The sequence below is a fragment of the Noviherbaspirillum cavernae genome (genome assembly GCF_003590875.1).
GTDB lineage: Bacteria > Pseudomonadota > Gammaproteobacteria > Burkholderiales > Burkholderiaceae_D > Noviherbaspirillum > Noviherbaspirillum cavernae.
The window spans coordinates 3,480,419-3,505,345 of record NZ_QYUN01000002.1; the positions used below are offsets into that span (position 1 = coordinate 3,480,419).

General features: G+C 59.0%; 29 protein-coding genes and 1 pseudogene. 15 read left to right on the forward strand and 15 right to left on the reverse strand.

Annotated elements, in window-relative coordinates; all coding sequences use genetic code 11:
• The first annotated feature begins 55 nt into the window (after nt 1-55).
• Genes D3870_RS16345 through ttcA form a run of 3 tightly spaced genes read left to right on the forward strand, consistent with a single transcriptional unit; the run spans nt 56 to nt 2,195 of the window.
• Complete coding sequence (locus D3870_RS16345) at nt 56-814, forward strand: SDR family oxidoreductase (protein WP_422879654.1); 759 nt, start codon at nt 56-58, stop codon at nt 812-814.
• A gap of 34 nt (nt 815-848) precedes the next feature.
• Nucleotides 849-1,241 carry a dihydroneopterin aldolase gene (locus D3870_RS16350; protein ID WP_119740731.1) on the forward strand — a complete coding sequence of 131 codons (393 nt, stop codon included), beginning with the start codon at nt 849-851 and terminating at the stop codon, nt 1,239-1,241.
• 15 nt (nt 1,242-1,256) lie between these two features.
• Nucleotides 1,257-2,195, forward strand: a complete 939-nt coding sequence (ttcA, locus tag D3870_RS16355; protein WP_242490003.1) for a tRNA 2-thiocytidine(32) synthetase TtcA — start codon at nt 1,257-1,259, stop codon at nt 2,193-2,195.
• 80 nt (nt 2,196-2,275) lie between these two features.
• On the opposite strand, the gene D3870_RS16360 is transcribed toward ttcA, so the two are convergent.
• Nucleotides 2,276-3,154 carry a DUF6279 family lipoprotein gene (locus D3870_RS16360; protein WP_242490004.1) on the reverse strand — a complete coding sequence of 293 codons (879 nt, stop codon included), beginning with the start codon at nt 3,152-3,154 and terminating at the stop codon, nt 2,276-2,278.
• A 33-nt stretch (nt 3,155-3,187) separates the two neighbouring features.
• Between D3870_RS16360 and glmU the strand changes: the two genes are divergently transcribed.
• Both glmU and glmS read left to right on the forward strand, forming a co-directional pair.
• The gene (gene glmU / locus D3870_RS16365) at nt 3,188-4,546 is read left to right on the forward strand and encodes a bifunctional UDP-N-acetylglucosamine diphosphorylase/glucosamine-1-phosphate N-acetyltransferase GlmU (protein ID WP_119740737.1); all 1,359 of its coding nucleotides are present in this window, start codon (nt 3,188-3,190) and stop codon (nt 4,544-4,546) included.
• A 12-nt stretch (nt 4,547-4,558) separates the two neighbouring features.
• Nucleotides 4,559-6,388, forward strand: coding sequence for a glutamine--fructose-6-phosphate transaminase (isomerizing) (gene glmS / locus D3870_RS16370; RefSeq protein ID WP_119740739.1), 1,830 nt, complete (start codon nt 4,559-4,561; stop codon nt 6,386-6,388).
• Nucleotides 6,389-7,209: 821 nt separating this feature from the next.
• On the opposite strand, the pseudogene D3870_RS16375 reads toward glmS, so the two are convergent.
• A pseudogene (locus D3870_RS16375) lies at nt 7,210-7,410 on the reverse strand (IS256 family transposase); the annotation flags it as partial.
• Nucleotides 7,411-7,572: 162 nt separating this feature from the next.
• Here D3870_RS16375 and D3870_RS16380 point away from each other — a divergent pair.
• Both D3870_RS16380 and D3870_RS16385 read left to right on the forward strand, forming a co-directional pair.
• Nucleotides 7,573-9,417, forward strand: a complete 1,845-nt coding sequence (locus D3870_RS16380) for a hypothetical protein (protein WP_147375806.1) — start codon at nt 7,573-7,575, stop codon at nt 9,415-9,417.
• Complete coding sequence (locus D3870_RS16385) at nt 9,414-9,788, forward strand: DCC1-like thiol-disulfide oxidoreductase family protein (protein ID WP_119740743.1); 375 nt, start codon at nt 9,414-9,416, stop codon at nt 9,786-9,788. Before D3870_RS16380 ends, D3870_RS16385 begins: the two co-directional genes overlap by 4 nt.
• A gap of 593 nt (nt 9,789-10,381) precedes the next feature.
• Here D3870_RS16385 and D3870_RS16390 read toward each other — a convergent pair.
• The 7 genes from D3870_RS16390 to D3870_RS16420 form a co-directional block, all read right to left on the reverse strand.
• Nucleotides 10,382-10,720, reverse strand: a complete 339-nt coding sequence (locus tag D3870_RS16390) for a DUF3703 domain-containing protein (RefSeq protein ID WP_119740745.1) — start codon at nt 10,718-10,720, stop codon at nt 10,382-10,384.
• A 4-nt stretch (nt 10,721-10,724) separates the two neighbouring features.
• The gene (locus D3870_RS16395) at nt 10,725-11,396 is read right to left on the reverse strand and encodes a cation efflux transmembrane domain-containing protein (RefSeq protein WP_119740746.1); all 672 of its coding nucleotides are present in this window, start codon (nt 11,394-11,396) and stop codon (nt 10,725-10,727) included.
• Nucleotides 11,397-11,575: 179 nt separating this feature from the next.
• A complete protein-coding gene (locus tag D3870_RS16400) occupies nt 11,576-12,226 on the reverse strand; it encodes a DsbA family protein (RefSeq protein ID WP_119740748.1) in 651 nt (216 codons plus the stop codon).
• Nucleotides 12,223-12,651, reverse strand: a complete 429-nt coding sequence (locus tag D3870_RS16405; RefSeq protein WP_119740750.1) for a disulfide bond formation protein B — start codon at nt 12,649-12,651, stop codon at nt 12,223-12,225. Before D3870_RS16405 ends, D3870_RS16400 begins: the two co-directional genes overlap by 4 nt.
• 4 nt (nt 12,652-12,655) lie before the next feature.
• Nucleotides 12,656-13,252 carry an SCO family protein gene (locus D3870_RS16410; RefSeq protein WP_119742247.1) on the reverse strand — a complete coding sequence of 199 codons (597 nt, stop codon included), beginning with the start codon at nt 13,250-13,252 and terminating at the stop codon, nt 12,656-12,658.
• 15 nt (nt 13,253-13,267) lie between these two features.
• Nucleotides 13,268-13,696, reverse strand: a complete 429-nt coding sequence (locus tag D3870_RS16415) for a copper chaperone PCu(A)C (RefSeq protein WP_119740752.1) — start codon at nt 13,694-13,696, stop codon at nt 13,268-13,270.
• Nucleotides 13,697-13,864: 168 nt separating this feature from the next.
• Nucleotides 13,865-14,263 (reverse strand): DUF2946 domain-containing protein, encoded by a 399-nt coding sequence (locus D3870_RS16420; RefSeq protein WP_340638449.1) that lies wholly within the window; start codon nt 14,261-14,263, stop codon nt 13,865-13,867.
• Between D3870_RS16420 and D3870_RS22830 the strand changes: the two genes are divergently transcribed.
• Entirely contained in the window at nt 14,262-14,447 is a 186-nt protein-coding gene (locus D3870_RS22830) for a MerR family DNA-binding protein (protein ID WP_242490006.1), read from the forward strand. The genes D3870_RS16420 and D3870_RS22830 overlap by 2 nt on opposite strands.
• On the opposite strand, the gene D3870_RS22835 is transcribed toward D3870_RS22830, so the two are convergent.
• The 3 genes from D3870_RS22835 to D3870_RS16440 all read right to left on the reverse strand — a co-directional run bounded on the left by D3870_RS22835 (nt 14,444) and on the right by D3870_RS16440 (nt 15,559).
• Entirely contained in the window at nt 14,444-14,797 is a 354-nt protein-coding gene (locus D3870_RS22835) for a DUF411 domain-containing protein (RefSeq protein ID WP_242490007.1), read from the reverse strand. The two genes, D3870_RS22830 and D3870_RS22835, sit on opposite strands and share 4 nt — an antisense overlap.
• A 188-nt stretch (nt 14,798-14,985) precedes the next feature.
• Nucleotides 14,986-15,330, reverse strand: a complete 345-nt coding sequence (locus D3870_RS16435; protein ID WP_119740754.1) for a zinc ribbon domain-containing protein YjdM — start codon at nt 15,328-15,330, stop codon at nt 14,986-14,988.
• Nucleotides 15,331-15,334: 4 nt separating this feature from the next.
• On the reverse strand, nt 15,335-15,559 hold the full coding sequence (locus D3870_RS16440; protein WP_119740756.1) for a hypothetical protein: 225 nt from the start codon (nt 15,557-15,559) through the stop codon (nt 15,335-15,337).
• Between the two features lie 289 nt (nt 15,560-15,848).
• On the opposite strand from D3870_RS16440, the gene D3870_RS16445 reads away from it, so the two are divergent.
• A complete protein-coding gene (locus tag D3870_RS16445) occupies nt 15,849-16,451 on the forward strand; it encodes a DUF1326 domain-containing protein (RefSeq protein WP_119740758.1) in 603 nt (200 codons plus the stop codon).
• Complete coding sequence (locus tag D3870_RS16450; protein WP_119740760.1) at nt 16,448-17,263, forward strand: DUF2182 domain-containing protein; 816 nt, start codon at nt 16,448-16,450, stop codon at nt 17,261-17,263. The genes D3870_RS16445 and D3870_RS16450 overlap by 4 nt, the downstream gene beginning before the upstream one ends.
• Before the next feature lie 149 nt (nt 17,264-17,412).
• On the opposite strand, the gene D3870_RS16455 is transcribed toward D3870_RS16450, so the two are convergent.
• Together D3870_RS16455 and D3870_RS16460 are read right to left on the reverse strand one after the other, a co-directional pair.
• A complete protein-coding gene (locus D3870_RS16455) occupies nt 17,413-18,555 on the reverse strand; it encodes an ABC transporter substrate-binding protein (protein ID WP_119740762.1) in 1,143 nt (380 codons plus the stop codon).
• A 67-nt stretch (nt 18,556-18,622) separates the two neighbouring features.
• Complete coding sequence (locus D3870_RS16460) at nt 18,623-19,120, reverse strand: MarR family winged helix-turn-helix transcriptional regulator (protein ID WP_119740764.1); 498 nt, start codon at nt 19,118-19,120, stop codon at nt 18,623-18,625.
• A 199-nt stretch (nt 19,121-19,319) separates the two neighbouring features.
• Here D3870_RS16460 and D3870_RS16465 point away from each other — a divergent pair, with 199 nt between their 5' ends.
• Both D3870_RS16465 and D3870_RS16470 read left to right on the forward strand, forming a co-directional pair.
• Nucleotides 19,320-20,564, forward strand: coding sequence for a flavin-dependent oxidoreductase (locus tag D3870_RS16465; RefSeq protein WP_119740766.1), 1,245 nt, complete (start codon nt 19,320-19,322; stop codon nt 20,562-20,564).
• Nucleotides 20,565-20,597: 33 nt separating this feature from the next.
• Entirely contained in the window at nt 20,598-21,047 is a 450-nt protein-coding gene (locus tag D3870_RS16470) for a DUF3237 family protein (protein ID WP_119740767.1), read from the forward strand.
• Between the two features lie 22 nt (nt 21,048-21,069).
• On the opposite strand, the gene D3870_RS16475 is transcribed toward D3870_RS16470, so the two are convergent.
• Nucleotides 21,070-21,969, reverse strand: coding sequence for a LysR family transcriptional regulator (locus D3870_RS16475; RefSeq protein ID WP_119740769.1), 900 nt, complete (start codon nt 21,967-21,969; stop codon nt 21,070-21,072).
• 99 nt (nt 21,970-22,068) lie between these two features.
• Between D3870_RS16475 and D3870_RS16480 the strand changes: the two genes are divergently transcribed.
• The 3 genes from D3870_RS16480 to D3870_RS16490 are packed head-to-tail and all read left to right on the forward strand — an operon-like array spanning nt 22,069 to nt 24,885.
• Nucleotides 22,069-23,274: an MFS transporter gene (locus D3870_RS16480; RefSeq protein WP_119740771.1), complete on the forward strand. Its 1,206-nt coding sequence runs from the start codon at nt 22,069-22,071 to the stop codon at nt 23,272-23,274.
• 40 nt (nt 23,275-23,314) lie between these two features.
• Nucleotides 23,315-24,115 carry a 2,5-didehydrogluconate reductase DkgB gene (gene dkgB / locus D3870_RS16485; RefSeq protein ID WP_119740773.1) on the forward strand — a complete coding sequence of 267 codons (801 nt, stop codon included), beginning with the start codon at nt 23,315-23,317 and terminating at the stop codon, nt 24,113-24,115.
• A gap of 38 nt (nt 24,116-24,153) precedes the next feature.
• Nucleotides 24,154-24,885: an SDR family oxidoreductase gene (locus D3870_RS16490; RefSeq protein ID WP_119740775.1), complete on the forward strand. Its 732-nt coding sequence runs from the start codon at nt 24,154-24,156 to the stop codon at nt 24,883-24,885.
• Nucleotides 24,886-24,927 lie beyond the last annotated feature (42 nt).

The window sequence follows — 24,927 nt, forward strand, 5'->3', positions numbered from 1 at the left end:
GCCGCAGATCGGCGCGCAATTTCGGCAAAACACACCATACCCTATGACCGCAGACATGCAAAAAGTTGCCCTCGTTACCGGTTCGGCCAAACGCATCGGCCGCGCCATCGCGCTCGCACTGGCGCAGCGCGGCTGGGATGTGGTCGTGCATTACGGGCAATCCATCGATGACGCGCTGGCAACGGTGCGCGAGATCGAATCCCGGGGACGCCGCGCCGTCGCACTGCAATGCGACCTGGCCAGCGAGGCGGAAGTCAGAACATTGCTGCCGCGCGCAGCGACGGCGCTCGACTGCCGCATCAGCTGCGTGGTCAATAATGCATCGCTGTTCGAACAGGACAGCACGGCGGATTTTTCGCTGGCCGGACTGGATGCGCACATGCATGCCAATCTGGCAGCACCAATTCTTCTCGCGCAGGCACTGCACGATGCCACACCTGCGGGGCAGCAGGCAGTGGTCGTGAATCTGCTCGACCAGAAACTGTTCAACCTCAACCCCGATTTTCTGTCATACACCTTGTCGAAGGCGGCATTGCACACCGCAACCACCATGCTGGCGCAGGCGCTGGCGCCGAAGGTGCGCGTGGTCGGCGTGGCGCCCGGCATCACAATGGTGTCGGGCGACCAGACTGCGGAAGGTTTTTCCAAGGCGCATGCCGTCACGCCGCTGGGACGCTCCAGCACGCCGGATGATGTGGCGGGCGCCGTGTGCTTTGCCGCAGAATCCCCCGCCATCACCGGCACCACGCTCGTCGTCGATGGCGGCCAGCATTTGATTCCCCTGCAGCGCGACGTGATGTTCGTCGCGAAATGATTTTCGAACACCCATACACAATCACTTTCAAACCATGCTCTCTTCCCTCTCCTACCCCGGTCTTGCCGATTGCCGCCGCCTGTTTCTCCGCAACTACGAGGTGCAGATCAATATCGGCGTGCACGAATTCGAAAAGAAAGGCGAACAGCGCGTACTGATCAATGTCGATCTGTTCATTCCGCTCGCAATGTCGACGCCGAAGGACGATCATCTGCATGAAGTGGTCGATTACGACTTCATGCGCGACACCGTCGCCAAGCGCATGGCGGAGGGCCATATTCATTTGCAGGAAACGCTGTGCGACGACGTCGCCCGCGCCATGCTCGCGCATCCGAAAGTGCGCGCGGTGCGCGTCTCCACCGAGAAGCCGGATGTCTATCCCGATTGCGACTCGGTCGGCGTCGAGGTGTTTCGCATCAAGGATTGAACGTTGGAGATGAACATGAATGACGCGGCAGCTGCAACGATCGAGCCGGTCGATCTGAAGAAGGCGGAAAAGATCGCCTACGAAAACAACAAGCTGCACAAGCGGTTGTGCCGCCAGGTCGGCCAGGCAATCGGCGACTTCAACATGATCGAGGATGGCGACAAGGTGATGGTGTGCCTGTCCGGCGGGAAGGACAGCTACGGCCTGCTCGACATCCTGCTCACGCTGCGCGAGCGCGCGCCGATCCATTTCGACATCATCGCCGTCAATCTGGACCAGAAGCAGCCGAATTTCCCGGCGCATGTGCTACCGGAATATCTGACGAAGCTCGGCGTGCCCTTCCATATTGAAAACCAGGATACTTACAGCATCGTCAAGCGCGTCGTTCCGGAAGGCAAAACCACCTGCGCGCTATGCTCGCGGCTGCGACGCGGCATTCTCTACCGCGTCGCCGGCGAACTCGGCGCGACCAAGATCGCGCTCGGCCATCACCGCGACGACATCCTCGAAACCTTCTTCCTCAACATGTTCTTCGGCGCAAAACTGAAAGGCATGCCGCCCAAGCTGCAATCCGACGACGGCAAGAACATCGTGATCCGTCCGCTCGCCTACGTGAAGGAAGCGGACATGGAACGCTATGCGCAGGTGAAGCAGTTCCCGATCATCCCGTGTGACCTGTGCGGCAGCCAGGAAAACCTGCAACGCAAGCAGATCAAGGCCATGCTGCGCGAGTGGGAAAGGAAATTCCCGGGCCGGGTCGAGAATATTTTCTCGGCACTATCGACAGTCACGCCCTCGCATTTGATGGACCGGAATCTGTTCGGGTTTGCAGAGTTGAAGGCGACGGGCGAGGCATCGGCGCAGGGGGATATCGCGTTCGATGAGGAGCCGTGCGCGCCGCCAACCGCACCCAATGTCATCCGTTTCGATGGCTTCGGCGATCTGCCCGATTGATGCATTCACGACATGGCTGGCGGGTGTTGCAGTGCCGCCGGCCGACATGTTGCGCCTCGCCAGCCGCCAATGCCGGCGACCTAGCCTTCTTTCCCTGCCATCGAGCGGCAATCGTCAATCCATTTCTGCAACCGCGTCATCGCATTCGCCGTCTGCTGGGGCGTCGCCATGTTGATAATCATTACAGACAGTTGAACCGTACTGTCGGCGTAGGCATCGGCCACCGCCTTCTGTTTCTCATCCCCGAAATGAACCATCGTCGCCGTCACATAAGTACGCAGCATGCGCATCGCCGTCTCGTGCTTCGGCTTTTCTACCTGGATTTTTCTTAGCAGCGCGACCATCTCCTGCTGGCGGCGCATCCGTCCCGCCATGTGCGCTTCGAAATTCGCGGGCCGTGCATCGGACGCAGCACGAATGCGCGCTTCCTGCTCGGCGCTGAAGTTGCCGAACCAGTACTCGGCCTGCTTCATGACTTTCTTGTATCGGACGTGTTGACGCTGCTCAAGATCGCCCTGCAAATACTCTTTACGATATTTTTCGTTGTTGGATTCGAATTTTTTCTCGATCTGGGCAATCTGCTGCGGTTGCAGCGACAAGGCCAGATCGGTCAATTCGGGAATCGCCTTATCGATCACAATCAGCATGCGCTTCTTGAGGGCATCGTAATCAGCCGCCACGTCAGCCGGCGTCACCTTGCGCTGCAACTGTTGTTGCGTCTGCGTCAGCAACTTCGCGTAATCGTCGAGCTGCGTCTTGCGATGCCAGTCGAACAAGTGGCTGATGTGCCGCTTGACCCAAGGGGTCTGATCGCTTTCAAAATCGACATAGCTATTCAGCCACCAATACACCACCGTCTCGCCGTTGCTGTAGCCAAGCCGCACCGCGCTGCAGCCAACCAGCAGGCATGCGAGCACGAAAATGCCTGCCCTCGAAGAAAAAGCACGGGATGAGCGCATGGTAAAATTTTGCATCACTTCAATAAGTCGCCTATGAACGTTGTCATTCTCGCCGCCGGCATGGGAAAGCGCATGCAGTCTGCGCTGCCGAAGGTACTGCATCCGCTGGCCGGCAAGCCTTTGTTGTCGCATGTCATCGATACCGCACGTGCCCTGTCTCCTTCAAATTTATGCATCATCTACGGTCATGGAGGTGAGGCCGTTCCCGAAACTGTCAAGGCTTCGGATCTCGCTTTTGCCAAACAGGAGCCGCAACTCGGCACCGGCCATGCCGTCATGCAAGCGATTCCGCATCTGGACAACCATGTGCCGACCCTCGTGCTGTACGGCGACGTGCCGCTGACGACGACACATTCACTTCAGCAACTCTTGGACAGCGCCGGCCGCGAAAAGTTAGCGATCCTCACTGTTGAATTGGAGAATCCCACCGGCTACGGCCGCATCGTGCGCGAACACGGCAACATCGCGCGCATCGTCGAACAGAAGGATGCCACCGATACCGAGCGCGCCATCCGCGAAGTCAACACCGGCATCATGGTCGCACCGACCGCCGCGCTCAAGCGCTGGCTGACTACGCTGTCGAACGACAATGCGCAAGGCGAGTATTACCTCACCGATATCGTCGCGCGCGCGGTGGCCGACGGCGTGCCGGTCGTTTCCGCGCAGCCATCGGCAGTGTGGGAAACGCTGGGCGTCAACAGCAAGGTGCAGCTGGCCGAACTGGAACGCATCCATCAGAACAACATCGCCAACCAGTTGCTGGAACAGGGCGTGACGCTGGCCGATCCGGCGCGTCTCGATGTGCGCGGCACGCTGACCTGCGGCCGCGACGTCGCGATCGACGTCAACTGCGTGTTCGAAGGCAAGGTCGAGCTGGAAGACGGCGTGACGATCGGTGCGCACTGCGTGATCCGGAATGCGCGCATCGCGAAAGGTGCGAACATCAAGCCGTTCTGCCATATCGAGGACGCCGTGGTCGGCGCGCAATCCGTCATCGGTCCGTATGCGCGCCTGCGCCCCGGCACCGAGCTTGCGGAAGACGTCCACATCGGCAACTTCGTCGAAGTGAAGAACAGCCAGATCGCCGCGCACAGCAAGGCCAACCATCTGGCCTATGTGGGTGATGCGACAGTCGGCTCGCGCGTCAACATCGGCGCCGGCACGATTACCTGCAACTACGATGGCGCGAACAAGTTCCGCACCGTCATCGAAGACGACGCCTTTATCGGCAGCGACACGCAGCTGGTCGCCCCGGTGCGCGTCGGCAGGGGCGCAACGCTGGGTGCGGGCACCACGCTGACCAAGGATGCACCGGAAGGCAAGCTGACCGTTTCGCGCAGCAAGCAAATGACCATCGAAGGCTGGCAACGGCCCGTCAAACTCAAGAAATAACAGGAAACCATCATGTGCGGCATTGTCGGCGCGGTTGCGCAACGTAATATTGTTCCCATCCTGCTCGAAGGCCTGCGGCGACTCGAATACCGCGGCTACGATTCCTGCGGCGTCGCCGTGCACAACGGCGGATTGCAGCGCGCGCGCAGCGTCTCGCGCGTGGCGGAACTGGACATGCAGATTGCGCAATCGGGCTTCGAAGGCACGACCGGCATCTCGCACACGCGCTGGGCGACGCACGGTGCGCCGGCGACCAACAATGCTCACCCGCATTTCTCGCCGAACCGCAACGGCGACCAGACCGTCGCGCTGGTGCATAACGGCATCATCGAAAACTACGAGGAAATCCGCAGCGAACTGAAGGCGCTCGGCTACCAGTTCGAGTCGCAGACCGATACCGAGGTGATCGCGCACCTCGTCAACCACATGTACGACGGCGACCTGTTCCGCACCGTGCAGAAGGCGGTCAAGCGCCTGCACGGCGCATTCGCCATCGCGGTGTTCTGCAAGGACGAGCCGCATCGCGTGGTCGGCGCACGCCTCGGCTGCCCGCTGCTGATCGGACTCGGCAATGGCGAAAACTTCCTCGCCTCGGACGCGATGGCGCTGGCCGGCACCACCGACCAGATCATCTACCTCGAAGAAGGCGACGTCGTCGATGTGCAGCTGAATTCAGTCAAGATCACCGACAGGAACGACATCCCGGTCGAGCGTCCGGTCAACACCGTGCACGCCTATTCCGGCGCGATCGACCTCGGCCCGTACCGCCACTACATGCAGAAGGAAATCTTCGAGCAGCCGCGCGCCATCACCGACACGCTGCAAGGCATCGAAGGCTTCGTGCCCAGCCTGTTCGGCGACAAGGCCGCCACCGTATTCGAGCGCATCAATGCGATCCAGGTGCTGGCCTGCGGCACCAGCTACTACTCCGCGATGACGGCGAAGTACTGGCTCGAATCCATCGCCGGCATCCCGACCAATGTCGAGATCGCCAGCGAATATCGCTACCGCACACCGGCGGTGAACCCCGACGCGCTCGTCGTCGTCGTTTCGCAATCGGGAGAAACCGCCGACACACTGGCCGCGCTCAAGTACGCCAAGGAACTCGGCCACAAGCATTCGCTCGCGATCTGCAACGTCGGCACCTCGGCGATGGTGCGCGAAACAGAGCTGTCCTACCTGACCCGCGCCGGTGTCGAAATCGGCGTCGCCTCGACCAAAGCATTCACCACGCAACTGACCGCGCTGTTCCTGCTGACCATGACGCTGGCAAAGATGCGCGGCCGCCTGACGCCGGAGCAGGAACATCAACACCTGAAGAACCTGCGCCACCTACCGAACGCGCTGCAAAGCGTGCTCGCGCTGGAACCGAACATCATCGCCTGGGCCGAGAGCTTCGCGCGCAAGGAAAACGCGCTCTTCCTCGGGCGCGGCCTGCACTACCCGATCGCGCTGGAGGGCGCGCTGAAGCTGAAGGAGATTTCCTACATTCACGCCGAAGCGTATCCGGCGGGCGAGCTGAAGCACGGCCCGCTCGCACTGGTGACGGAGGAAATGCCGGTCGTCACCGTCGCGCCGAACGACGCGCTGATCGAAAAGCTGAAGTCCAACATGCAGGAAGTCCGCGCGCGCGGCGGTCAGCTCTATGTCTTCGCTGACTCCGATTCGCACCTCGCCTCGAGCGAAGGCGTGCACGTGATCCGCCTGCCGGAACACTATGGCGAGCTGTCGCCGATCCTGCACGTGGTGCCGCTGCAATTGCTGGCGTATCACACCGCGCTGGCACGCGGCACCGATGTGGACAAACCGCGCAATCTGGCGAAGTCGGTCACGGTGGAGTAAGGAGCGGGAAAATCCGCATCGGTCCTAAAGTGACAATTAATACGGATATTTTTTGCCTTGTACGCCACAAATAATGACAATAATTCTTAATTTAGGATATTAGTAACAATTATTAGAGGTGGTCCCGTTTGGTTGGACACGAATTTGAATTCGTTAAGTGGGGCTTTGCGGATGCAGGGTTATCCACGGCACCGCTCGCCGCCCCATGAAAAGAGCCTTAACTTGACAAATATTACGGAGAATTTAGCTCTCGTATCTCCTTATTTCGCCATACTCTGCTCGACATGACAAAAAATCTTTAATTACGGATAGTTGTAACAATTAATTGCGTAAAAATCGATTCCCGCTAATAGGCAGATGTGAATAGATAAAAAATCGGGCATAGATTTCGATCTGTGATGAAGCTGTGGGGCGTGGACTGCCCCAAGCAAGTCTGCGTGTGGGTTTGCGGCGCGAATGCGTCGGCAACGCCAATTGCAGAGGGTGTATTTCTCCTTGCTTGCTGATGGTTTTGAATTATGTGTGTCGGTTTCGAAGTATGTGTGTCAGTTCCCAAGCATACATAATGATAGTGCCTACATGCGCGCTTCCATAATTTCAAAAGGAAAATGATGGCCATGGTCAGGTAAACGTCGGTAAGAAACGGAAAATGGTGACAAACCTATAGTGGAACGGTCATCATGAATACAGCAGCTCTGAAGCACGGTGATCCAAAGATGCTACAAGCCACAAACCAGCTCTGAACATGGTCCGAAAAACCCAAACGGATCAAGCTTCACTTAACGAAGTCAAATTCGCGCCCAACTAAACGGGGCCACCTTTTCGGTGCCAAGATGGTGGGTCAGTTCGGCAGCCAGCTTGCGCTCGGCCAGTTGTTTCTTGAGCTGGCCCGCAAGCCAGGACTCGCCGAGGATTGATTCGGCATCCTTGTTCTGAACTTGCGCCAGCAGTTGACCGATCAGCTCATCCGGAGAAAGCCTGAGCACCTTCGGTTTTTTGGTCGTGCTCATCACATCGGTCATGTCGTTTTGCTTTCGACCTCATCTCATGGCCTCTTGCACACAGAGAATCTGACCATGCTCGTGGCACGATAAAATCACCACATTGAACAATTGAATTTGGCCTGACGAATCTTCTTCGTCAAACCGGGCAACCGTCAGATCAGATCGCGTCTACTCCATCATATGAAAACATTAATAGTACCTGGCGCTAAGTCTTTATCGCTGCCGTCCCGTTTCCTTGACCGCTTTATCTTCCTCCGTGGAGGCGCATACAATGCCGCGATTGCGCGGATGCTTCTTGCCATTTCGTTATGGCTGACGCTCGACACAGCAGGGGGCGCGTGGAGTTGGGATCACTATGTTGCTTCCTTTAGATCGATTGGGTGGATTCCCAAGGGCTTAGTGAAGTGTTTGGACCTCGTAACGCATGGACCGCCATCTCAAGATTTTGTGATCAGTCTTTTTGTCGTCGCCAAGGTGGCATGCGCAATGATGTTTTTTGGCTTGTTCTCCCGCACAGCGGCCATTGTTGCGGCTTTGACGACCACCCTCTACGCAAGTTTGATGTCATCGTTTGGGCCTTACTGGTCACACAGCTTCAACGTGCAGCTATTGGCCGCGCTTTCCTTCATGCTTGGACGCTCTGGCGATGTGTTATCAATTGACGCCCTGATTCGTCGCATTCGCTCCCTTCCTTCGCCGTTGAAACAGCACGATGGACTGTATTGGTGGCCCGTCCTGTTTGCCGAGCTGTCCACTCATATGTTCATGTTCGGCGCGTTCTATCAAAAGTGGACAGTGGGGAATGGCATCTGGTGGGCTTGGTCGGACAATCTCCGCAACGCTTTGGCCGTTAGTTGGGGAGTCGCCCGGTTTAACGTTCCGGAAACGACGTTATGGGTGATGAACAATCCATGGGTATATAAGACTGCCGGAACGATGCAGCTTATCGCGCAGTTCTCCACCATCTTTTGTTTGTTCCTCGTCCGCCATCCAGTGCTTCGAATGGTCATCGGCGGGTCGTTCTTTTTCCTCGAGATTATTGGGCTTACCCGACTGTTTGAGTTTTGGCATCCGTTCTGGGTGCCGTTATGTCTACTTTCTGTAGATTGGGAATGGCTTTACGGGAAAATCAAGGGACGGGATGTGCGGCCCAAATCGGCACAGCGCGGCTATCTCGTTGTCAGCGCCTTCTTGATCACCGTGCAAAAGCGCACCTTGGACGTGGTTGACAATATCGTTCCGACCTACCGTCTTGCCGTCTATGCATTCATGGCGCTCTTTTTCGGGTACTACGCTGCCAACATCGTCTGGAAGCTCGGTGAGAAGCACCTGAATTACCCATTTAGCTCGATGGCCTTTTACTCCGAAAATCGGGCGATTCCCCCTTACTCAAACCCCAATTATTTTCCGTATCTGCGGGGTTGGATCGAGATTGAAACGGCCAAGGGGAAGATACTCGAGCCCCAAGAACTTCCGTCAACAATGTTGGATTCGGTCCTTGGGGCTGGAAGAAGTGAAGAAGAGCAGCGGAAATTGCATGAGTCGGAAATGCTGTTGGCAACGCATGCGTACTGGCGAAATTCAGCGCCGATAAAATCGGACGATGTTGTGAGACTGCGCGCCTACACCCAAATCGTTGCCGTGCCACCTCGCCCCCGTCCTGCGCTGCCGATGGTAGTTCTTCATTCCGGGCTGACTTCCGTCAAAGACGAACGGGGCTTTCGCGGTGTCACACCTTCGATTCAATGGGATAAGGAAGTTGGGCAATACGTTATCAGCATCCAGACGTTCGGTTTCACTAATCCTTCATTCAGGATTCTGGCAAGGCGCAATATATGGCAGATTCCCAGTGAGCACGCGGCACAGCCATTGGCGGGAGAATGGCGAAACGGGCGATTCTATATGGCAAACATTCCGCGCGAGAGTGAATATCTGTACCTCTACACGGTTATTGAGGTAACCGACAAGGCGCTTGGTGTCATTGAAGAATATGCTGGTCCGGAAAATTTCCCAGCTTACAAATGAACAAAGACAACTATATTTTGTATGACGGCGACTGTCCGTTCTGCTCCAATTTCGTCAAGTTGGTGCAGCTTAAAAAGGCGGTCGGTCCAGTTTCGCTTCTCAATATTCGAGAAAATGCAGACTTGGCTGAGCACTATAGCGACAAGGGTTACAACCTGGATCAGGGTATGCTCTTGCACCTCGACGGCAACGACTATTGGGGCGCGGATTGCATGAATCGTATAGCGCTGCTCAGTTCGGAAAGCGATATCTTCAACAAATTGAACGCGGCAGTTTTCAGGCACAAGCGTCTGTCAAAACTTCTTTATCCGGTATTGCGCACCGGACGGAACATGACGTTGCGGCTGATGGGGCGCAACAGAATAGCCTGATGAGGCCGCCAGAAAAAAGTAATTATCCGCGCCTGGTAACTAAGGCTCATAAATAAACTTCCAGTCGACATATGTTTGCGCATTCAGGAATTCAGCATTATTTTTCTCGAAAGCCCCGTCTCGTCACCCGCTCTATCGAAAGACTATAAACACCTTGATTCCTCCATCAGCCCCCTAACGATTCCCCATTTCGATTGCAATGTCATGGGATCCAAGTAGGGCGTATTGCCGTTCTCCTCAGCAATACGCTAATCTGAAGCCGCGGCTCGCACCAGGTCGAAATTTCGGAAAAAGACCAAGGGGATGCTAGCTTCGGCGGTGCGTATAGCAATCGAGATTATTTTGATGGCAGAGGAGTACGGGCCGAATCATCATCCGAAGTTTGATGCTGGTGGGTGTGGTGACCAAGATGCGATGTCTGCCCTTCCTTTTCTTGCTCGCATTACGCTGCTGCCGCTGCCCAAGTGTATTGGAGCGGCAGAATCGTTAGCTGCAAGATAAGAAGAAGTTTTTTCACGGGCCAAACAATAGCATTGAATCCTTGGCCCCTCGCATGCAAGTAATCGATAGAGGCGCAGCATTCGGACAGGTTGTCAGTCCACCAAATCGCGAATAGCGCGGTCAATCGGCAATCGCTTAAACATGCTGATATTGGTCCCGCCGGTGTTACCCACAGGGACAATTCCAACCGCAGAACCAAGAGCGCCAAGAACAATACGTACCGCTTGGCCAAGGACCTCGACTGGGGAGTGTCGCTTTATCCCTATCTTGAGCATCCACCAATGTGTCGCAACATGCGGGGCCACATATCGCTGACCCGACACATGTGCGACCTCAAAATGTTTGAACGCCTGATCCAACTGACCTTTGTCGTAATGGTGGACACCCGCTGCCATTTCGGCATCGAATGCTTGTCTCAATTCCGGTTTCATATTTTCAGCGCCGCTTAAGCTCAATCGTGGTTGTCTGTGGCTGGGCAGGAACCGGCACCGCTTCCGCCTTGAGTTCGCGGCGTGCCTGTGCAATCACGGTACGTGCTGCGGACAAGCCGAGAATTCCCATAATGCTCGCCACGACAATGTCCGGCCAGCCAGCGCCGGTACCGAACACGCCCAACGCTGCCAGCATGACTGCAACGTTGCCAATTGCGTCGTTTCGGGTGCAGAGCCAAACCGAACGCATGTTCGAATCACCATTCCGATATGCGTACAAGAGGACCGCAACCAGCAGGTTTGCCAAGAGCGCAATGAACCCAATGGTACCCATGGTCATATGTTCCGGTACGGTGCCGGACACCAGGTTCCAAACCGCAGCTCCAAGTACGAAGACGCCGTAGCTGCCCATCGTCAGCCCCTTTATCAGAGCTGTGCGTGAACGCCAAACAGGAGCCAGCCCTAAGACGAATAGCGACACGGCATAGTTGGCTGCATCGCCGAAGAAGTCAACGGCGTCAGCCAAGAGGGAAACTGACCCGGCGGCCCAGCCACTGAACAGCTCGACGCCGAACATCCCGGCATTGACCGTCAGTGCAACCCAGAGGATACGGCGGTACGCAGGGTCAACAGGTGGTTTTTCGGAGGAGCAACCCCCGGAGCAGCAAGCAGACATATCATGTTCCTTTCAGATACACCCACATTAAAAATCCTGTAGCCGCTCCAGAGTCAAGCGATTTTTTCCGAGGGGCTTTCAAGCACGGGTCCGCGGTATCCATTGCAATCCTTGACTCGCTCGCGCTCACAATGAAGATTTGTCGGGTCTTTCCCCACGGATATCCTCCTGACACTGTTCTAATTTGTTCTCGAAAGCTCCACTTCGACCAGTTTCTGCAATTGGTCCGGCCCAAAGGAAGGCAACGGCCGGCCATTTACGAAGAATTCCGGCGTTCCCCGCACGTTGAGTGTTTTCACGTCCTCAAGGTCTTGCTGAATCAGCTTCGTAATGTCGGGAGATTTCATGTCCTCCTTCAAACGCTCTATATCGAGGCTTAAACCGTTCAGATGGGGCCACACGAGGTCCAGGTGAGCAGAATGGTCGGGCGCCCATTGTGGTTGTGCGACAAGCAGTGCTTCAAGCGTTTCCCAGTACTTACCCTGTTTCCGTGCTGCCTCGAGTACCTTCACAACCTCATCGGCTCCCTTGTGAAACGGTGCATACCGGATGGTCAGTCGAATCTTGTCCGGATTCGACGCCATTATCTCTTTGACGAACGGATAGAACGCACGACAGGATTCGCATGCCGGGTCCAGGAACTCGACAATGTGGACCGGTGCATTCGCGTTGCCCAGAGTCGGCGAATGGAAGCGCACGAGCGCTTCCTTGTTCTGGGCGGTCGCCTGAGTTGCTTGCTCGGTCTTCTGAGTTTTGTAGAAGCTTGTTCCGAGCGCGAAGGCAATCGCGAGCAGGACTACGGTACCGATAAAGATTGTTCGTTTTTTCACTTGAAAGCCTTGAAGTAGATAGCGATAAGCATCGCGTTGATAATGAGGAATGCCGCGACAGACAGCATCGGAATCGTCAGGAAACCGAACCACTCGATGAGCTGCTGCGAACAGGGAACGCCTGGCGTGCAGGGAGTGACAGCCTCCGAGACGATGCCCTCTGACACAAGAAGATGGAACACTGCGATTCCCAAACCTGCAAACGCAAGGGGGAATGCGTAACGCACTACCCGCGTATCGAGTGGAAAGAGCGCACCTGCTAGTACGAGCACCAGCGGGAACATGCAGATGCGCTGGTACCAGCACAAGATGCAAGGTGTTAGCCCCATCACCTCACCCAGGAAGATGGCTCCTAGAGTAGACGCCGTGGCGACAAGCCAGCAGGCGAAAACCAGGGGCCACACGGTATCTTTTGTTGTATCCATGGTCTTATGCCTTGAGCAGCGTCTTCAGGTCCTGGGCGATGATGTCAGCAGAGTCTGCGTCCTTGACGAACAAGCGCAGGCGCCCTTCGGGGTCGAACACATAGCTGCCACCCGAATGGTCTACCGAGTAGAACCCGTTCTCATCGGCCTTCTGCAGCACTCGGATGACCTTGAACTCTTTTGCGGTGTTTTCCACCTGCTGCTCATCCCCTGTTAGTCCAAGGAACGATGGATGAAAGGCCGGCACGTACTTTTTCAGGAGTTCAGGTGTATCGCGCCTGGGGTCCAAAGTGACCATCAGTACCTGAACGCGGTTTGCATCCTTTCCGAGCTTCTCCATCACTGAAGCGAGCTTGACCATGGTGGTTGGGCAGACATCCGGGCAGTTGGTGTAGCCGAAGAACAGCACAACAGCCTTTCCCTTGAAATCCGCAATATTGCGCGCCTGTCCGTTGTGGTCGGTCAGTTGGAAATTGTTGCCCCACGAACCGCCCGTTATGTCCACGGTTCCGAACATCTCCTGCGGTGCGTTTGCTTTGTCGCACCCGAGTAGAGCAGCGGCCATCAGCAGCCCGGCGGCCAGGTATCGAAGTTTTTTCATCTGCTGCCTCATCGCTTACTTGCCGATAGCGCGGATGGGAACCGTGACCGTCGACGTGCTCCTGGTGTTTTTGGCGTCCTGGAACGTCATCTTCACGGTGACTGGTTCTCCAGCTACCAGCGGTTTTTTCAGGCCTAACAGCATCAGGTGCACCCCTCCTGGCGCCAGTTCGACAGTCTGACCTGCGGGCACTTCCAGTTGTCCGTGGTCGCGCATCTTCATCACGCCATTTTCCATCTTCATGGTGTGCACTTGGACATCCTTTGCAACGTCGGTCTGGACGTCGACCAAGCTGACCGCAGCCGGACTACTGATTTTCATGTAGACGGCGCCGACCGGCTGTCCGGGTACCGTCGCGCGTGCCCAGGGTTCGTTGATGGTGATATCTGCGAATGCAATGGGAGCAATGGCCGCAAGGATTGAAGCAAACACTAGGTTTTTCATCGTTGACAATCTAAAAAGTTATGGGTTGTGCGCGCAGTCGGGTAGGACCGTGCAGCATGGCGAAGTGCGAGCGGACAATGGGTCACTACGGTCAAAACGGAGTGGCGGTCGCTCACACGCGACGTTGCCGCACTCCAGTACACCGGGATGGAGCAACGCCTGGGTAAATCAGGAATTGAGAGGTGGAGCGCGAGATTGCGCCGGCGCCCAGGTGAATAGTGGACGGGGAGCCTGGTAGAAGAGAAATGGATATGAGAGAGAGGTGTCCGGACCGAAAACGACGGTAACGGTCGTTGGAGGTGGACCTACGGAATCAGCTTGTGTCCTGCAGAATGGACAATCCTCAGAGTGTTGGTCGTGCTCGCTCGGATCGAACGGCTCGGCACTCTTGCCTACTGTCACCTCGACCTGCTTGACGCCGGTCGACGTGCAAATCTCTGTCCACTCCTTCGAGGAAGCCCTTTTTGAGGCGAACGCATGAGAAATCGACGGCGCAAGCGCGACCAGCAGGATTGCAAAGCATGCAATCCATGCAGTCACAACTCTTGCTGTCCGGTTCATTCGCATGTCGGTATTTTATCCGAGTCCTTCGCGCCCCTTGGCGACGCCATTGGTGTCCCCCAATCGCGAATACCGAGGCGAGCATCTCGAACGTCTCCAGTTCATTCGGCATTGCCGCTCGCTGCAACTGGGCCTGCCTGAAATCCGCGTGCTTCTTGATTTGAAGGTCAACCCTTCTTCCGGCTGTTAACGTGTCGATGACTTACTCGACGGCCACATTGCAAAAGGACGGGAACAAGTCGCTTCACTGAAAGTGCTTGAACAGCAACTTGTGACGCTGCGAAAGCAGTGCCAAGCACCACACTCCGTTGAAGACTGTGGAATATTGCAAAATCTGAATGAGACTGCAGATGGGCATGAATGTGCATGCCACGACGACGATGCCAAAACTGCGACATCAGTTCGTGATCGCCTGTGAGCGGTAGCGGCAAGGAGTTGCCGCGCTACTGCAACACCTTTGACGGCAGGCTTGGCAATCAACTTTTCGACTGCGGCGGCCGGTACGTGGCCTTCAATAACCTGCCCAGATACGTCAACCACTCCACTGTATCGCTATGCGTCGACACGACCAGACGAAGCGGTCGCCCTTGCACCGATCATGGTGATTGCGGTCAAATCAGACTTGATCGCAATCACCGAAGTTTCATCGTGTCATGGGACATCACGCAAGCCGGTAATCAGGCGGCAACCATGCATGCATTCACGCCTGATTCAAACTCTCGTCCGGCTCACGTCTTTTTGACAAACTCCGATTTCAGGCTCATCGCGCCGAAGCCGTCGATCTTGCAGTCAATGTCATGATCGCTATCGACCAGGCGAATGTTCTTGACCCTGGTGCCCATCTTGACGACGCCCGCACCTCCCTTCAATTTCAAGTCCTTGATCACCGTGACGGTATCGCCGTCCTGCAACACATTGCCGGCCGCATCGCGATAGACCTTGCCGCCCTCTTCTGCCGTTTCGGTGGCGGCTTGCACGGGCCATTCATGGGCGCACTCGGGACAAATGTAAAGGCTGCCGTCTGCGTAGGTGAATTCGGAACTGCATCTCGGGCATGCTGGCAGAACGCTCATGGTGTCATCCTTTCGGCGCGGCGGCAGTCGCATAAAGGACGGCAGTATACTGCGCGCCCATGGTTCCGATGGCATTCCTGTTCATTTCTGTTTCGTTCCGTTCAAGACCTCGAGACGCGCCAGACAGTGCGCCAACATCAGCCTCACCCGACAACAGCTGCGATCGCACCGGCATGTGCTTCACGAAAACAGCTTCGACAATCTTCTCGGCAGAAACGACTTGATCCACGGCTACGCAGACATGATCAAGCTCGGCCGTTCATCTCCCGCGAGAGAAGCACAAGCTTGAGATAAATCAAAAGCTCATGTGCCATCGCTCCGGCACGCGACGCTCTTGCGATGCCCGATTGCATGACGCAACGACCCTGCACGGCGGATTGTCTGGCCGTCATCAACTTGTGCCTGCATTGCCTGCGCTTTGCCTTGCTTCTCCACCCCGGCTGGCTAGTATTAATGAATCTTGCCGTCGCCGGCTGCGGCGGCAAGTTCGTGTTCGCACAGCATGATCGGAGGGTCGCATGAGCTATCACTTGGAGGGTCGTCTACTTGAAGTTTGCAACTGCAATGTCCTGTGTCCGTGCTGGATCGGCGAGGACCCTGACAACGGCACTTGCGACACCATCATCGCGTGGCGCATCGACAAGGGCACGGTCGATGGCGTCGATGTGGGTGGCAACACTATCGCGGCCGTGTCCCATGTGCCCGGCAATATCCTGCAAGGCAACTGGACTGTTGCAATCTACGTCGACGATCAGGCATCCAAGGCGCAGGAAGAGGCATTGCTGAAGGTCTACACCGGCCAGGCCGGCGGCCCGGTCGCCGATCTCGCCAGTCTCATCGGCAAGCTGGTATCGGTGGAGCGCGCGCCGATCAAATTCACCGTGGTCGATGGCAAGGGCGAAATGGCGATCGGCAAGGACTACTACGCCGAACTCGAACCCTATCGCGGCCCGAGCGGCGGTCTGACCACGCTTTCCGACACCGTGTTCTCGACGGTGCCAGGCGCTCCTGTGTTTGTCGGCAAGGCCCCGAGCTATCGCTCCAGGAACGCCGCCATCGGCATCGACCTCGACATCAAGAACCACAACGCCTTGCAGAGCACGTTCGTGTTCGACGCATGAGCGCGACGGCAGGCGCGCCGCCGTCCGGCGTCTCGCGCCATCAGCGCGTGTTCCTGCCGGTCCTGGCCGCGCTGATTACGCTCGCCTGGGTGACGTTGTGGGCGTGGTCGCGCAGTCCGTACGGACGCTATCTCGAACACGGTGACTGGACAGTATCAGGACCGGCGGCATTTCTGTGCCGCGTTGTCCCGGCGGGCGATGTGCTCGTGCCGATGGCGCTCTATGCGGTCGCGTGGATCCTGATGACGACGGCCATGATGCTGCCGACCACCTTGCCGTTGTTCAATGTCTTCGACCGGTTGACGGCCCGGCGTGCAGACCACGGACGGCTGCTCGTGCTGCTCGGCCTGGGTTACATGGCGGTATGGGGCGCATTCGGGCTCCTCGCGCATGCCATGCACAACGCCGTGCTGTCGCTGCTCGCCCGCGTACCGGCACTGGCATGGCATGGCTGGCTGATCGGTGCAGCGACGATTACGCTGGCCGGTGCATTTCAGTTCAGCCGGCTCAAGTACCGGTGCCTGGAAAAGTGCCGCACCCCCCTGAGTTTCGTTATCCGGCACTGGCGCGGGCATGCGCAGGGATGGCACGCATTCGCGCTGGGCGCGCATCACGGCCTGTTCTGCGTGGGATGCTGCTGGGCGCTGATGCTGTTGATGTTCGCGCTCGGCACCGGCAGCCTCGGCTGGATGCTGCTGCTTGCAGCCGTCATGGCGATCGAAAAAAACGTCCGCTGGGGCCCGCGCCTCAGCGCGCCGCTTGGTGTCGCGCTGCTGTCATGGGCGGGCGTCATGGTGGCGAGCCATGCATGAATACGCTGCGGCCTGTTCGCAGGTCAGGGGTATGTGAAAGCATGACGACGGCCTTCTGCCGAAGTCCATGAAGGCAGCCCGGCACAGCACCTTCTGTCAGCCTGTTCAGGATCAAGGCCGAAGACAGCCTTGATCCCGTTCCGGCCTGCCTAGTTGTTCACCAGTTTCCAGTTGCCGTTGTCGATGGTGAGCAGCACCCGCGCATCGTCTTCGAGACCGAAATGGTCCTTGGGCGTGTAGCGAACGACACCCTGGGTGATCGTGATGCCCTTGGTCGATTCAAGCGCATCCTTCAGCGCGGCGCGGAATTCCGGCGTGCCCGGCTTGCCCTTTTTCAGCGCCTGCGGCACGACTGCCTGCAGCAGCAATTGCGCGTCGTAGCCGTGGGCGGCGAACTGGTTGCGGGTACCGGCGCCGAACTGCTTCTCGTAGCGGTCGACGAAATCGACCGCCAGCTTCTTCGACGGATGATTGTCGGGCAGCGCCTCGGGCATGACGGCGAGGCCGGCGACGACGAAGGAGCCTTCAACGTCCTTGCCGCCCAGGCGGATCAGATCGCGCGAAGCCGCGCCGTGGGTCTGGTAGATCTTGCCCTTGTAATTGCGCTCGACAACGGCTTTGTGCGGCATCGCCGATCCGCTGCCGGACGCGCCGATCAGGATCGCATCGGGCTTGGCCGCGACGATTTTCAGGGATTGCGCCGTGACGCTGGTGTCCGCCCGCGCGAAGCGCTCGGTGGCAACGGAGCTGAGGCCGGCCTTGCCGGCGAGGTCGGTGAATGACTTGTACCAGATTTCGCCGTACGCGTCGGAGTAGCCGAGGTAGGCATAGGTCTTCACGCCATGCTTTTTCATGTGCTCGATGATGGCGCTCGCCATCAAGGGCGTGGACTGGGCGACGCGGAAGGTCCACATGCCACGCCCTTCGGGAAGATCGACCGGTGAAGTCGAGATCTGCACCGTCTTGCCTTCCGTCGCGATATCGGCCAGCACGACCGAGGCGGGAGTCGCGGTGGAACCGACGATGACATCCACCTTGTCCTCCGTGATGAAGCGCCGGCCGTTCTTCGCCGATTGCGTGGTGTCGGAGGCGTCGTCCAGCATGATGATCCTGACCTTCTCGCCGGCTATCGTTTCGGGCCAGAGGGAAATGCCGTTCTTCGTCGGGATGCCGAGTCCGGACGCCGGTCCGGTCAGCGGCAGGCTGACGCCGATGGTGATTTCCGCATGCGCATTGGCGGCGGCAAAGGCGGTGACGAGCGCAGCGATCAAGGGGCGAAATCGTGTTTTCATGTTGTCTCCTCGTTGGGTGGGTGGGGCAGGGTTTGCTTCTTCTTCGACAAATAATGCGCGCGCCGGATCATGCGCCGGGCAGCGGGCACAGCTTCTTGAGCAAGTCGCGCAGCAGCTTTTTTTCCGCGCCGCTCAGGGCCTGCGCGATGCGGTGGTCGTGATCCAGCACGGTCTTCTTGTAGCGCTTGAGCTGCCTCTTCCCGTCCCTGGTCAGATGCAGGCTGTAGGAGCGGCGGTCGTCGGACGCGTGCCGCTCGACCAGTCCGCCCTTCTCGAAACGGTCGATGATGGAGACGACGCCCGAGCGGGCAATGCCCATCACTTCCGCAAGCTTCGTCTGGGAAATTCCCGGATTGTTTTCGATGATCACCAGCGAGGAGAATCGCTGCGGAGTGATGTCCTCGGCCGCCAGCGTCGCCGCAAAATCCTCGTAGATCGAGAGCTGCGCCCGGCGCACCGCATAGCCGACCAGATCATCGAGCACGTCGTAATCGATGCCTTCGATTCTGGCATTGAAATGCACCGGATCGCTCTTCGCTTCCGCACCACGCTTGGATACAGCCATTGCCACTCCATTCCGGTTTGCGCACGTCTTCGACGAATCAGCCGCTTTGCCATGCCGGCCGGAGCCGGGCGCGGGCGGATGCGTTGTCCCTCGTCCTTGTGTTACACAAAATAATTGTTATACAGTATAACAATACGACGCTGGAACAAGCTACCGTCCGGTGCTGGTTCCGCGAAGCGGTATCCACAAGGAGACAAGGATGAAAGTTGCAATCGCGGGTGCCGGCATCGGCGGGCTGACGCTGGCATTGATGCTGCACGACAAGGGCATTGAGGTTGATGTCTACGAAGCGACGGGCGAGATCAGGCCGCTCGGCGTGGGCATCAATCTGTTGCCGCATGCCAGCAAGCAATTGTGCGATCTCGGCCTGGAAGACGTTCTGGCCGTCAAGAGCATCGAGACCTCGACGCTGGCGTACTTCAACAAGTTCGGCCAGGAAATCTGGCGCGAGCCGCGTGGCCGGGCGGCGGGTTATCCCTATCCGCAGTTTTCGATTCACCGCGGCGAGTTGCAGATGCTGCTGCTCGATACCGCGCGGGCGCGACTGGGTGCGGCGCGCATCCACGCGGGGCATGCCTTCAAGGCGTTCAGGCAAGCCGCCGACAAGGTGATCTCGACCTTCACGCGGCGCGATGGCGCGACCGATGTCGAGATCGAATCGGACCTCCTGATCGGCGCCGACGGCATTCATTCCGCGGTGCGCAGGTTCATGTATCCGACTGGCGACGAGCCGCGCTTCTCCGGCCGCATGCTGTGGCGCGCCGTGACCGAGGCCGAGCCTTTCATGGATGGCCGCAGCATGTTCATGGCCGGCCACCAGAATCAGAAGTTCGTCGCCTACCCGATCTCCGAACCGCTGCGCCGCCAGGGCCGCTCGCTCATCAACTGGATCGCCGAGCTGCGGGTTCCGAACGGCGACATGCCGACGACCGACTGGAACCGCAAGGTCGACAAGTCGGTATTCAACCAGCCTTTCGCGAACTGGAAGTGGGACTGGATCGACATCCCCGCGATCATCGACGGCGCGGAAGCGGTGTACGAATTCCCGCTGGTCGACCGCGATCCGCTGCCGCGCTGGACCTTCGAGCGCGTCACCCTGCTGGGCGATGCGGCGCACCCGATGTATCCGATCGGCTCCAACGGCAGCGCGCAGGCGATCCTCGATGCGCGCTACCTCGCCGACTGCCTGACGAGCGAGCCGGACCTGCTGTATGCCCTGCGCGAGTACGAGGCCGAAAGGCTGCCGCGCACCGCCGGCATCGTCTTGCGCAACCGCATGAACGGCCCCGAGCAAGTCATGCAACTGGCGGAAGAGCGTGCCCCCGACGGCTTCGCCAACATCAACGACGTCATTCCGCAGGAACAGCTGGAAGCCATTTCGCTGCGCTACAAGCGCCTTGCCGGGTTCGACAAGGACTCGCTCAGTGCGCCGCGTCCGGCCTGAGCGCCATCCTCATTGTCCATTCAGGAAAACACCATGTCCGACATCCTTGAAAACCCGGCGGCCCTGCGGCCGGTGATACGCGTCGAAGTCCATGTCGCGCCACCGACCATGCTGGGCGAACTGGCAGGCGTCGAACGCCGCATCATCGCCATCGCGGGCGGCACGATTGCCGGCGCGGATTTCGCCGGCACCATCCTGCCGGGCGGCAGCGACATCCAGTCGGTGCGTGCCGACGGCACGATCGAACTGACCGCGCGCTACGCGGTCGACCTCGGCCCGCACGGCAAGCTGCTGGTCGAGAACACCGGCATCCGCCGCAATGCGACAGGCCTCGAGGCGCAGTCTGCGCCGCCGTATTTTCGCGGCGTCATGCGCTTCAATGCGCCGGCCGGGCCGCTGCAATGGCTGAACGACAGCGTCTTCATCAGCAGCGGCAGACGTGAAGGCGGCACGGTGTTTCTGGATGTGTTTGAGGTGGTTTAAGGGGGCTCAACCCGCGACCCCGTCATTCGCCCAGAACCCCGCCAGCCAGCCGCTGCGCCAGAAAATTCACCAGCGCCGCGACACGCGGCGCAAGCGTTCCCTGTTTGTAGAACACGGCCCACACCGGCTGCGCCCACGGCAGGGTCGCCGCTTCCAGCACCGGCACCAGGCGCCCGCTCGCCACGTCGCCGCGTGTCAGAAAGTCGGCCAGACAGACGATGCCGGCATCCGCCAATGCCAGGTGGCGCAAGGTCTCGCCGCTGGACACCGCGATGACCGGCTGCACCGGCAATCCTTCGCCGCCTTCCTGCGGCAGCGGCCAGATGTTGAGCGATGCCGGCGTGGTAAAGCCGAGCAGGCGATGCTGCGCCAGTTCATCCGCTTTCTGCGGCATGCCGTGGCGCGCCAGATAGGCCGGCGACGCCAGCAGGCGCAGACAGCTTGATCCGAGCCGTCGGGCATTCAAGGTGGAATCGGCCAGCGGACCGATGCGAATCGCCAGATCGGCACGCTCCTCGATCAGATCGATCACGGTTTCGCCGCTGACCAGTTCCAGCCGCACCAGCGGATAGGCATCCATGAATTCCGCCGCCAGCGGCGCTACCAGATGATCCAGGGCGGGCGTGGCGGCATTGACGCGCACCAGTCCCGACGGCTGCGAAAGACGGGCGGCCAGCTGCTCTTCCGTATCCTGCAAATCGGACAGGACTTTCCGGGCGCGTGCCAGCAGCCACTCGCCTTCTTCCGTCAGGTCCAGCCGGCGCGTGGTCCGTTTGATCAAGGCCATGCCGAGCTGCGACTCCAGACGCGAGATGGCGCGGCTGATTCCCGAGGGAGTCTGTCCCAGCCGCTCGGCTGCAGCGGAAAACGAGCCGCTATCTATTACGGCGGCAAAGGCAATTAGCGCATCGACACTGAGCATTTTTGATTCCCGGTCAAAAGTGTATTGTAGTCAACCCGGTTTTTCTTCGGCGGCGCAGGACTCACACTGCGGGGCATCGTTTATCCAAAAGGAAAAATCATGCCTCTTGCACTATGGGCGCTGACACTGAGCGCTTTCGCCATCGGGACCACGGAATTCGTCATCGTCGGCCTCATTCCCACCATCGCCGCCAGTCTCGATGTCTCCGTGCCGTCGGCAGGATTGCTGGTCAGCCTCTATGCATTGGGCGTCGCTGTCGGCGCACCGGTGCTGACGGCACTGACCGGCCGCGTGCCGCGCAAGGCGCTGCTGCTGGGCCTGATGGCGCTGTTTACTGCAGGCAATCTGATCGCATGGATGGCACCGGGATACGAAGCCCTGATGGCGGCGCGCGTGCTGACCGGCCTGGCGCACGGCGTGTTCTTTTCCATCGGCTCGACCATTGCCACCAGTCTGGTACCCAGGGAAAAAGCGGCCAGCGCGATTGCGCTCATGTTCACCGGGCTGACGGTGGCGCTGGTGACGGGCGTGCCGCTCGGCACTTTTATCGGCCAGACCCTTGGCTGGCAGGCGACCTTTCTTGCCGTCTCGCTGCTGGGCGTGATCGCATTCATCGGCAGCCTGATTCTGGTGCCCGCCGATATTGCCGGCAGCCCACCGGCATCGCTGGCGACCCAGCTGTCCGTGCTGAAAAAGCCGCGCCTGCTGCTGGTCTATGCGATGACAACTTTGGGTTATGGCGGCACCTTCATCGCCTTCACCTACCTTGCTCCGATCCTGCAGGAAGTGTCCGGCTTCCCGGCCTCCAGCGTCAGCCTCGTCATGCTGGTGTATGGCGTATCGGTTGCGTTCGGCAATATCTGGGGCGGCAGGCTGGCGGACCGGAAAGGCCCTGTACGTGCCTTGCAGATCGTGTTCGGCTTGCTCGCGCTGGTGTTGTTTGCACTCACTTTCACCGCGTCGAATGCGTGGCTTGCGGTGGCGACGGTGCTGGCATGGGGTGCGGTCGCATTCGGCAACGTTCCCGGCTTGCAGGTGTATGTGGTGCAGCGCGCCGAACGCGATGCGCCGCGCGCGGTGGATGTCGCATCCGGCTTGAATATTGCTGCCTTCAACGTCGGCATTGCGCTCGGTGCCTGGGGCGGTGGCCTGATCGTCGCCCGCTTCGGCCTGATGGCGACGCCCTGGATCGGCGCGCTGGTAGTGCTCGGCGCACTGGGTCTGACGACACTGGCCGGACGGCTTGACCGCGATGAGGGAATCGATCCCCGCGCCAGGCCTGCGGGCGCAGTCGCGGCACATTGATCCCCTACCCCGAATTTTCTTCTTCTACAGAAAGCGACAAATGCACATTCCCGCCATCGGCCTCGGCACCTTCCGCCTGCAGGACCGGCAAGTCATCGATTCGGTGCGCACCGGTCTGGAACTCGGCTACCGGCACATCGACACCGCGCAGATCTATGGCAACGAAGCGGAGGTCGGCCAGACGATTGCCGACAGCGAGGTGGCGCGCCGGGACCTGTTCGTCACCACCAAGATCTGGACCGAGAATCTGACGGCCGGCAAGCTCATTCCCAGCCTGAAGGACAGCCTCCGGAAACTGCGCATGGAGCAGGTCGATTTGACGCTGATTCACTGGCCATCACCGAAGGACGCGGTGCCGCTCACCGAAACCATGGCGGCCTTGCTGGAAGCGAAAACGCAGGGACTGACGCGACTGATCGGCGTGTCGAATTTCACCATCGCGCACATGACGCAGGCGATCGCCGCCATCGGCGCGGCGAACATCGCGACCAATCAGATCGAGATTCATCCCTTCCTGCAAAACCACAAGGTGGCCGCGTTTGCGCGCCAGCACGGCATCCACCTCACCGCCTACATGCCGCTGGCCTACGGCAAGGTGATGCAGGACCCTGTGCTCCGTCAGATTGCCGAACGCCACGGCATTACTGCCGCGCAGCTGTCGCTCGCATGGCTGCTGCAGCAAGGCTTCGCGGTCATTCCTTCCTCGACGCAACGCGCCAACCTGGCAAGCAATCTTGCCGCGCAAAACATCCACTTGCCGGAAACGGACATGGCGGCAATCCACAGTCTCGACCGCAATGAACGCATCGCCAGTCCGGACTTTGCGCCGGTCTGGGATTGAAGGCATGATGGTCGCGTGAATTGTTGCGGAGACCATTGATGAAAGCCATTGTTACCGGACACACCCGCGGGCTGGGTGCGGCGATTGCGGAAAACCTGCTGGCGCGCGGCGTTGCGGTGCTGGGAATTTCGCGCAGCAACAACACCACGCTCGCAAGGAACTTCCCGGCCGCGCTCGAACAGGTGGAACTCGATCTGTCGGATAGCGCATCGCTGGCACGCTGGCTTGAAAGCGGTCGGCTGCGGCAATTCCTTGCCGGCAGCGAAACGGTTCTTCTGATTAACAATGCCGGATTGCTGCAACCGGTCGGCCCGATCGCGACGCATGACGTCGCCGCCATCGCGCGCTCCGTCGGCGTGAACGTTGCCGCACCGCTGATGCTGGCCGCTGCGGTGGCTGCGGCCCCCGATGCCGGCGAGCAGCGCATCCTGCACGTGTCGAGCGGCGCGGGGCGCAGCCCGTATCCCGGCTGGAGCATCTATTGCGCGACGAAGGCGGCGCTGGATCAGCATGCGCAAGCAGCCGCGCTGGACCGCACGCCCGGCTTGCGCATCTGCAGTCTGGCGCCGGGCGTGATCGACACCGACATGCAGGCCGAAATCCGCGCGACATCGCCGGAGCGCTTTCCGCTGCGCGAGAAATTCGATGCATTGAAGCGCAGCGGCAGTCTGTCCGATCCCGCCGCCTGCGCGCAACGCCTGGTCGCCTATCTCCTGAGCGAGAAATTCGGCGAGCTTGCGCTTGCGGACCTGCGCGATACCGGTGAATGAAAACGGATGAATGAAAGCGGATGAATGGAAACGCGCCTTGCC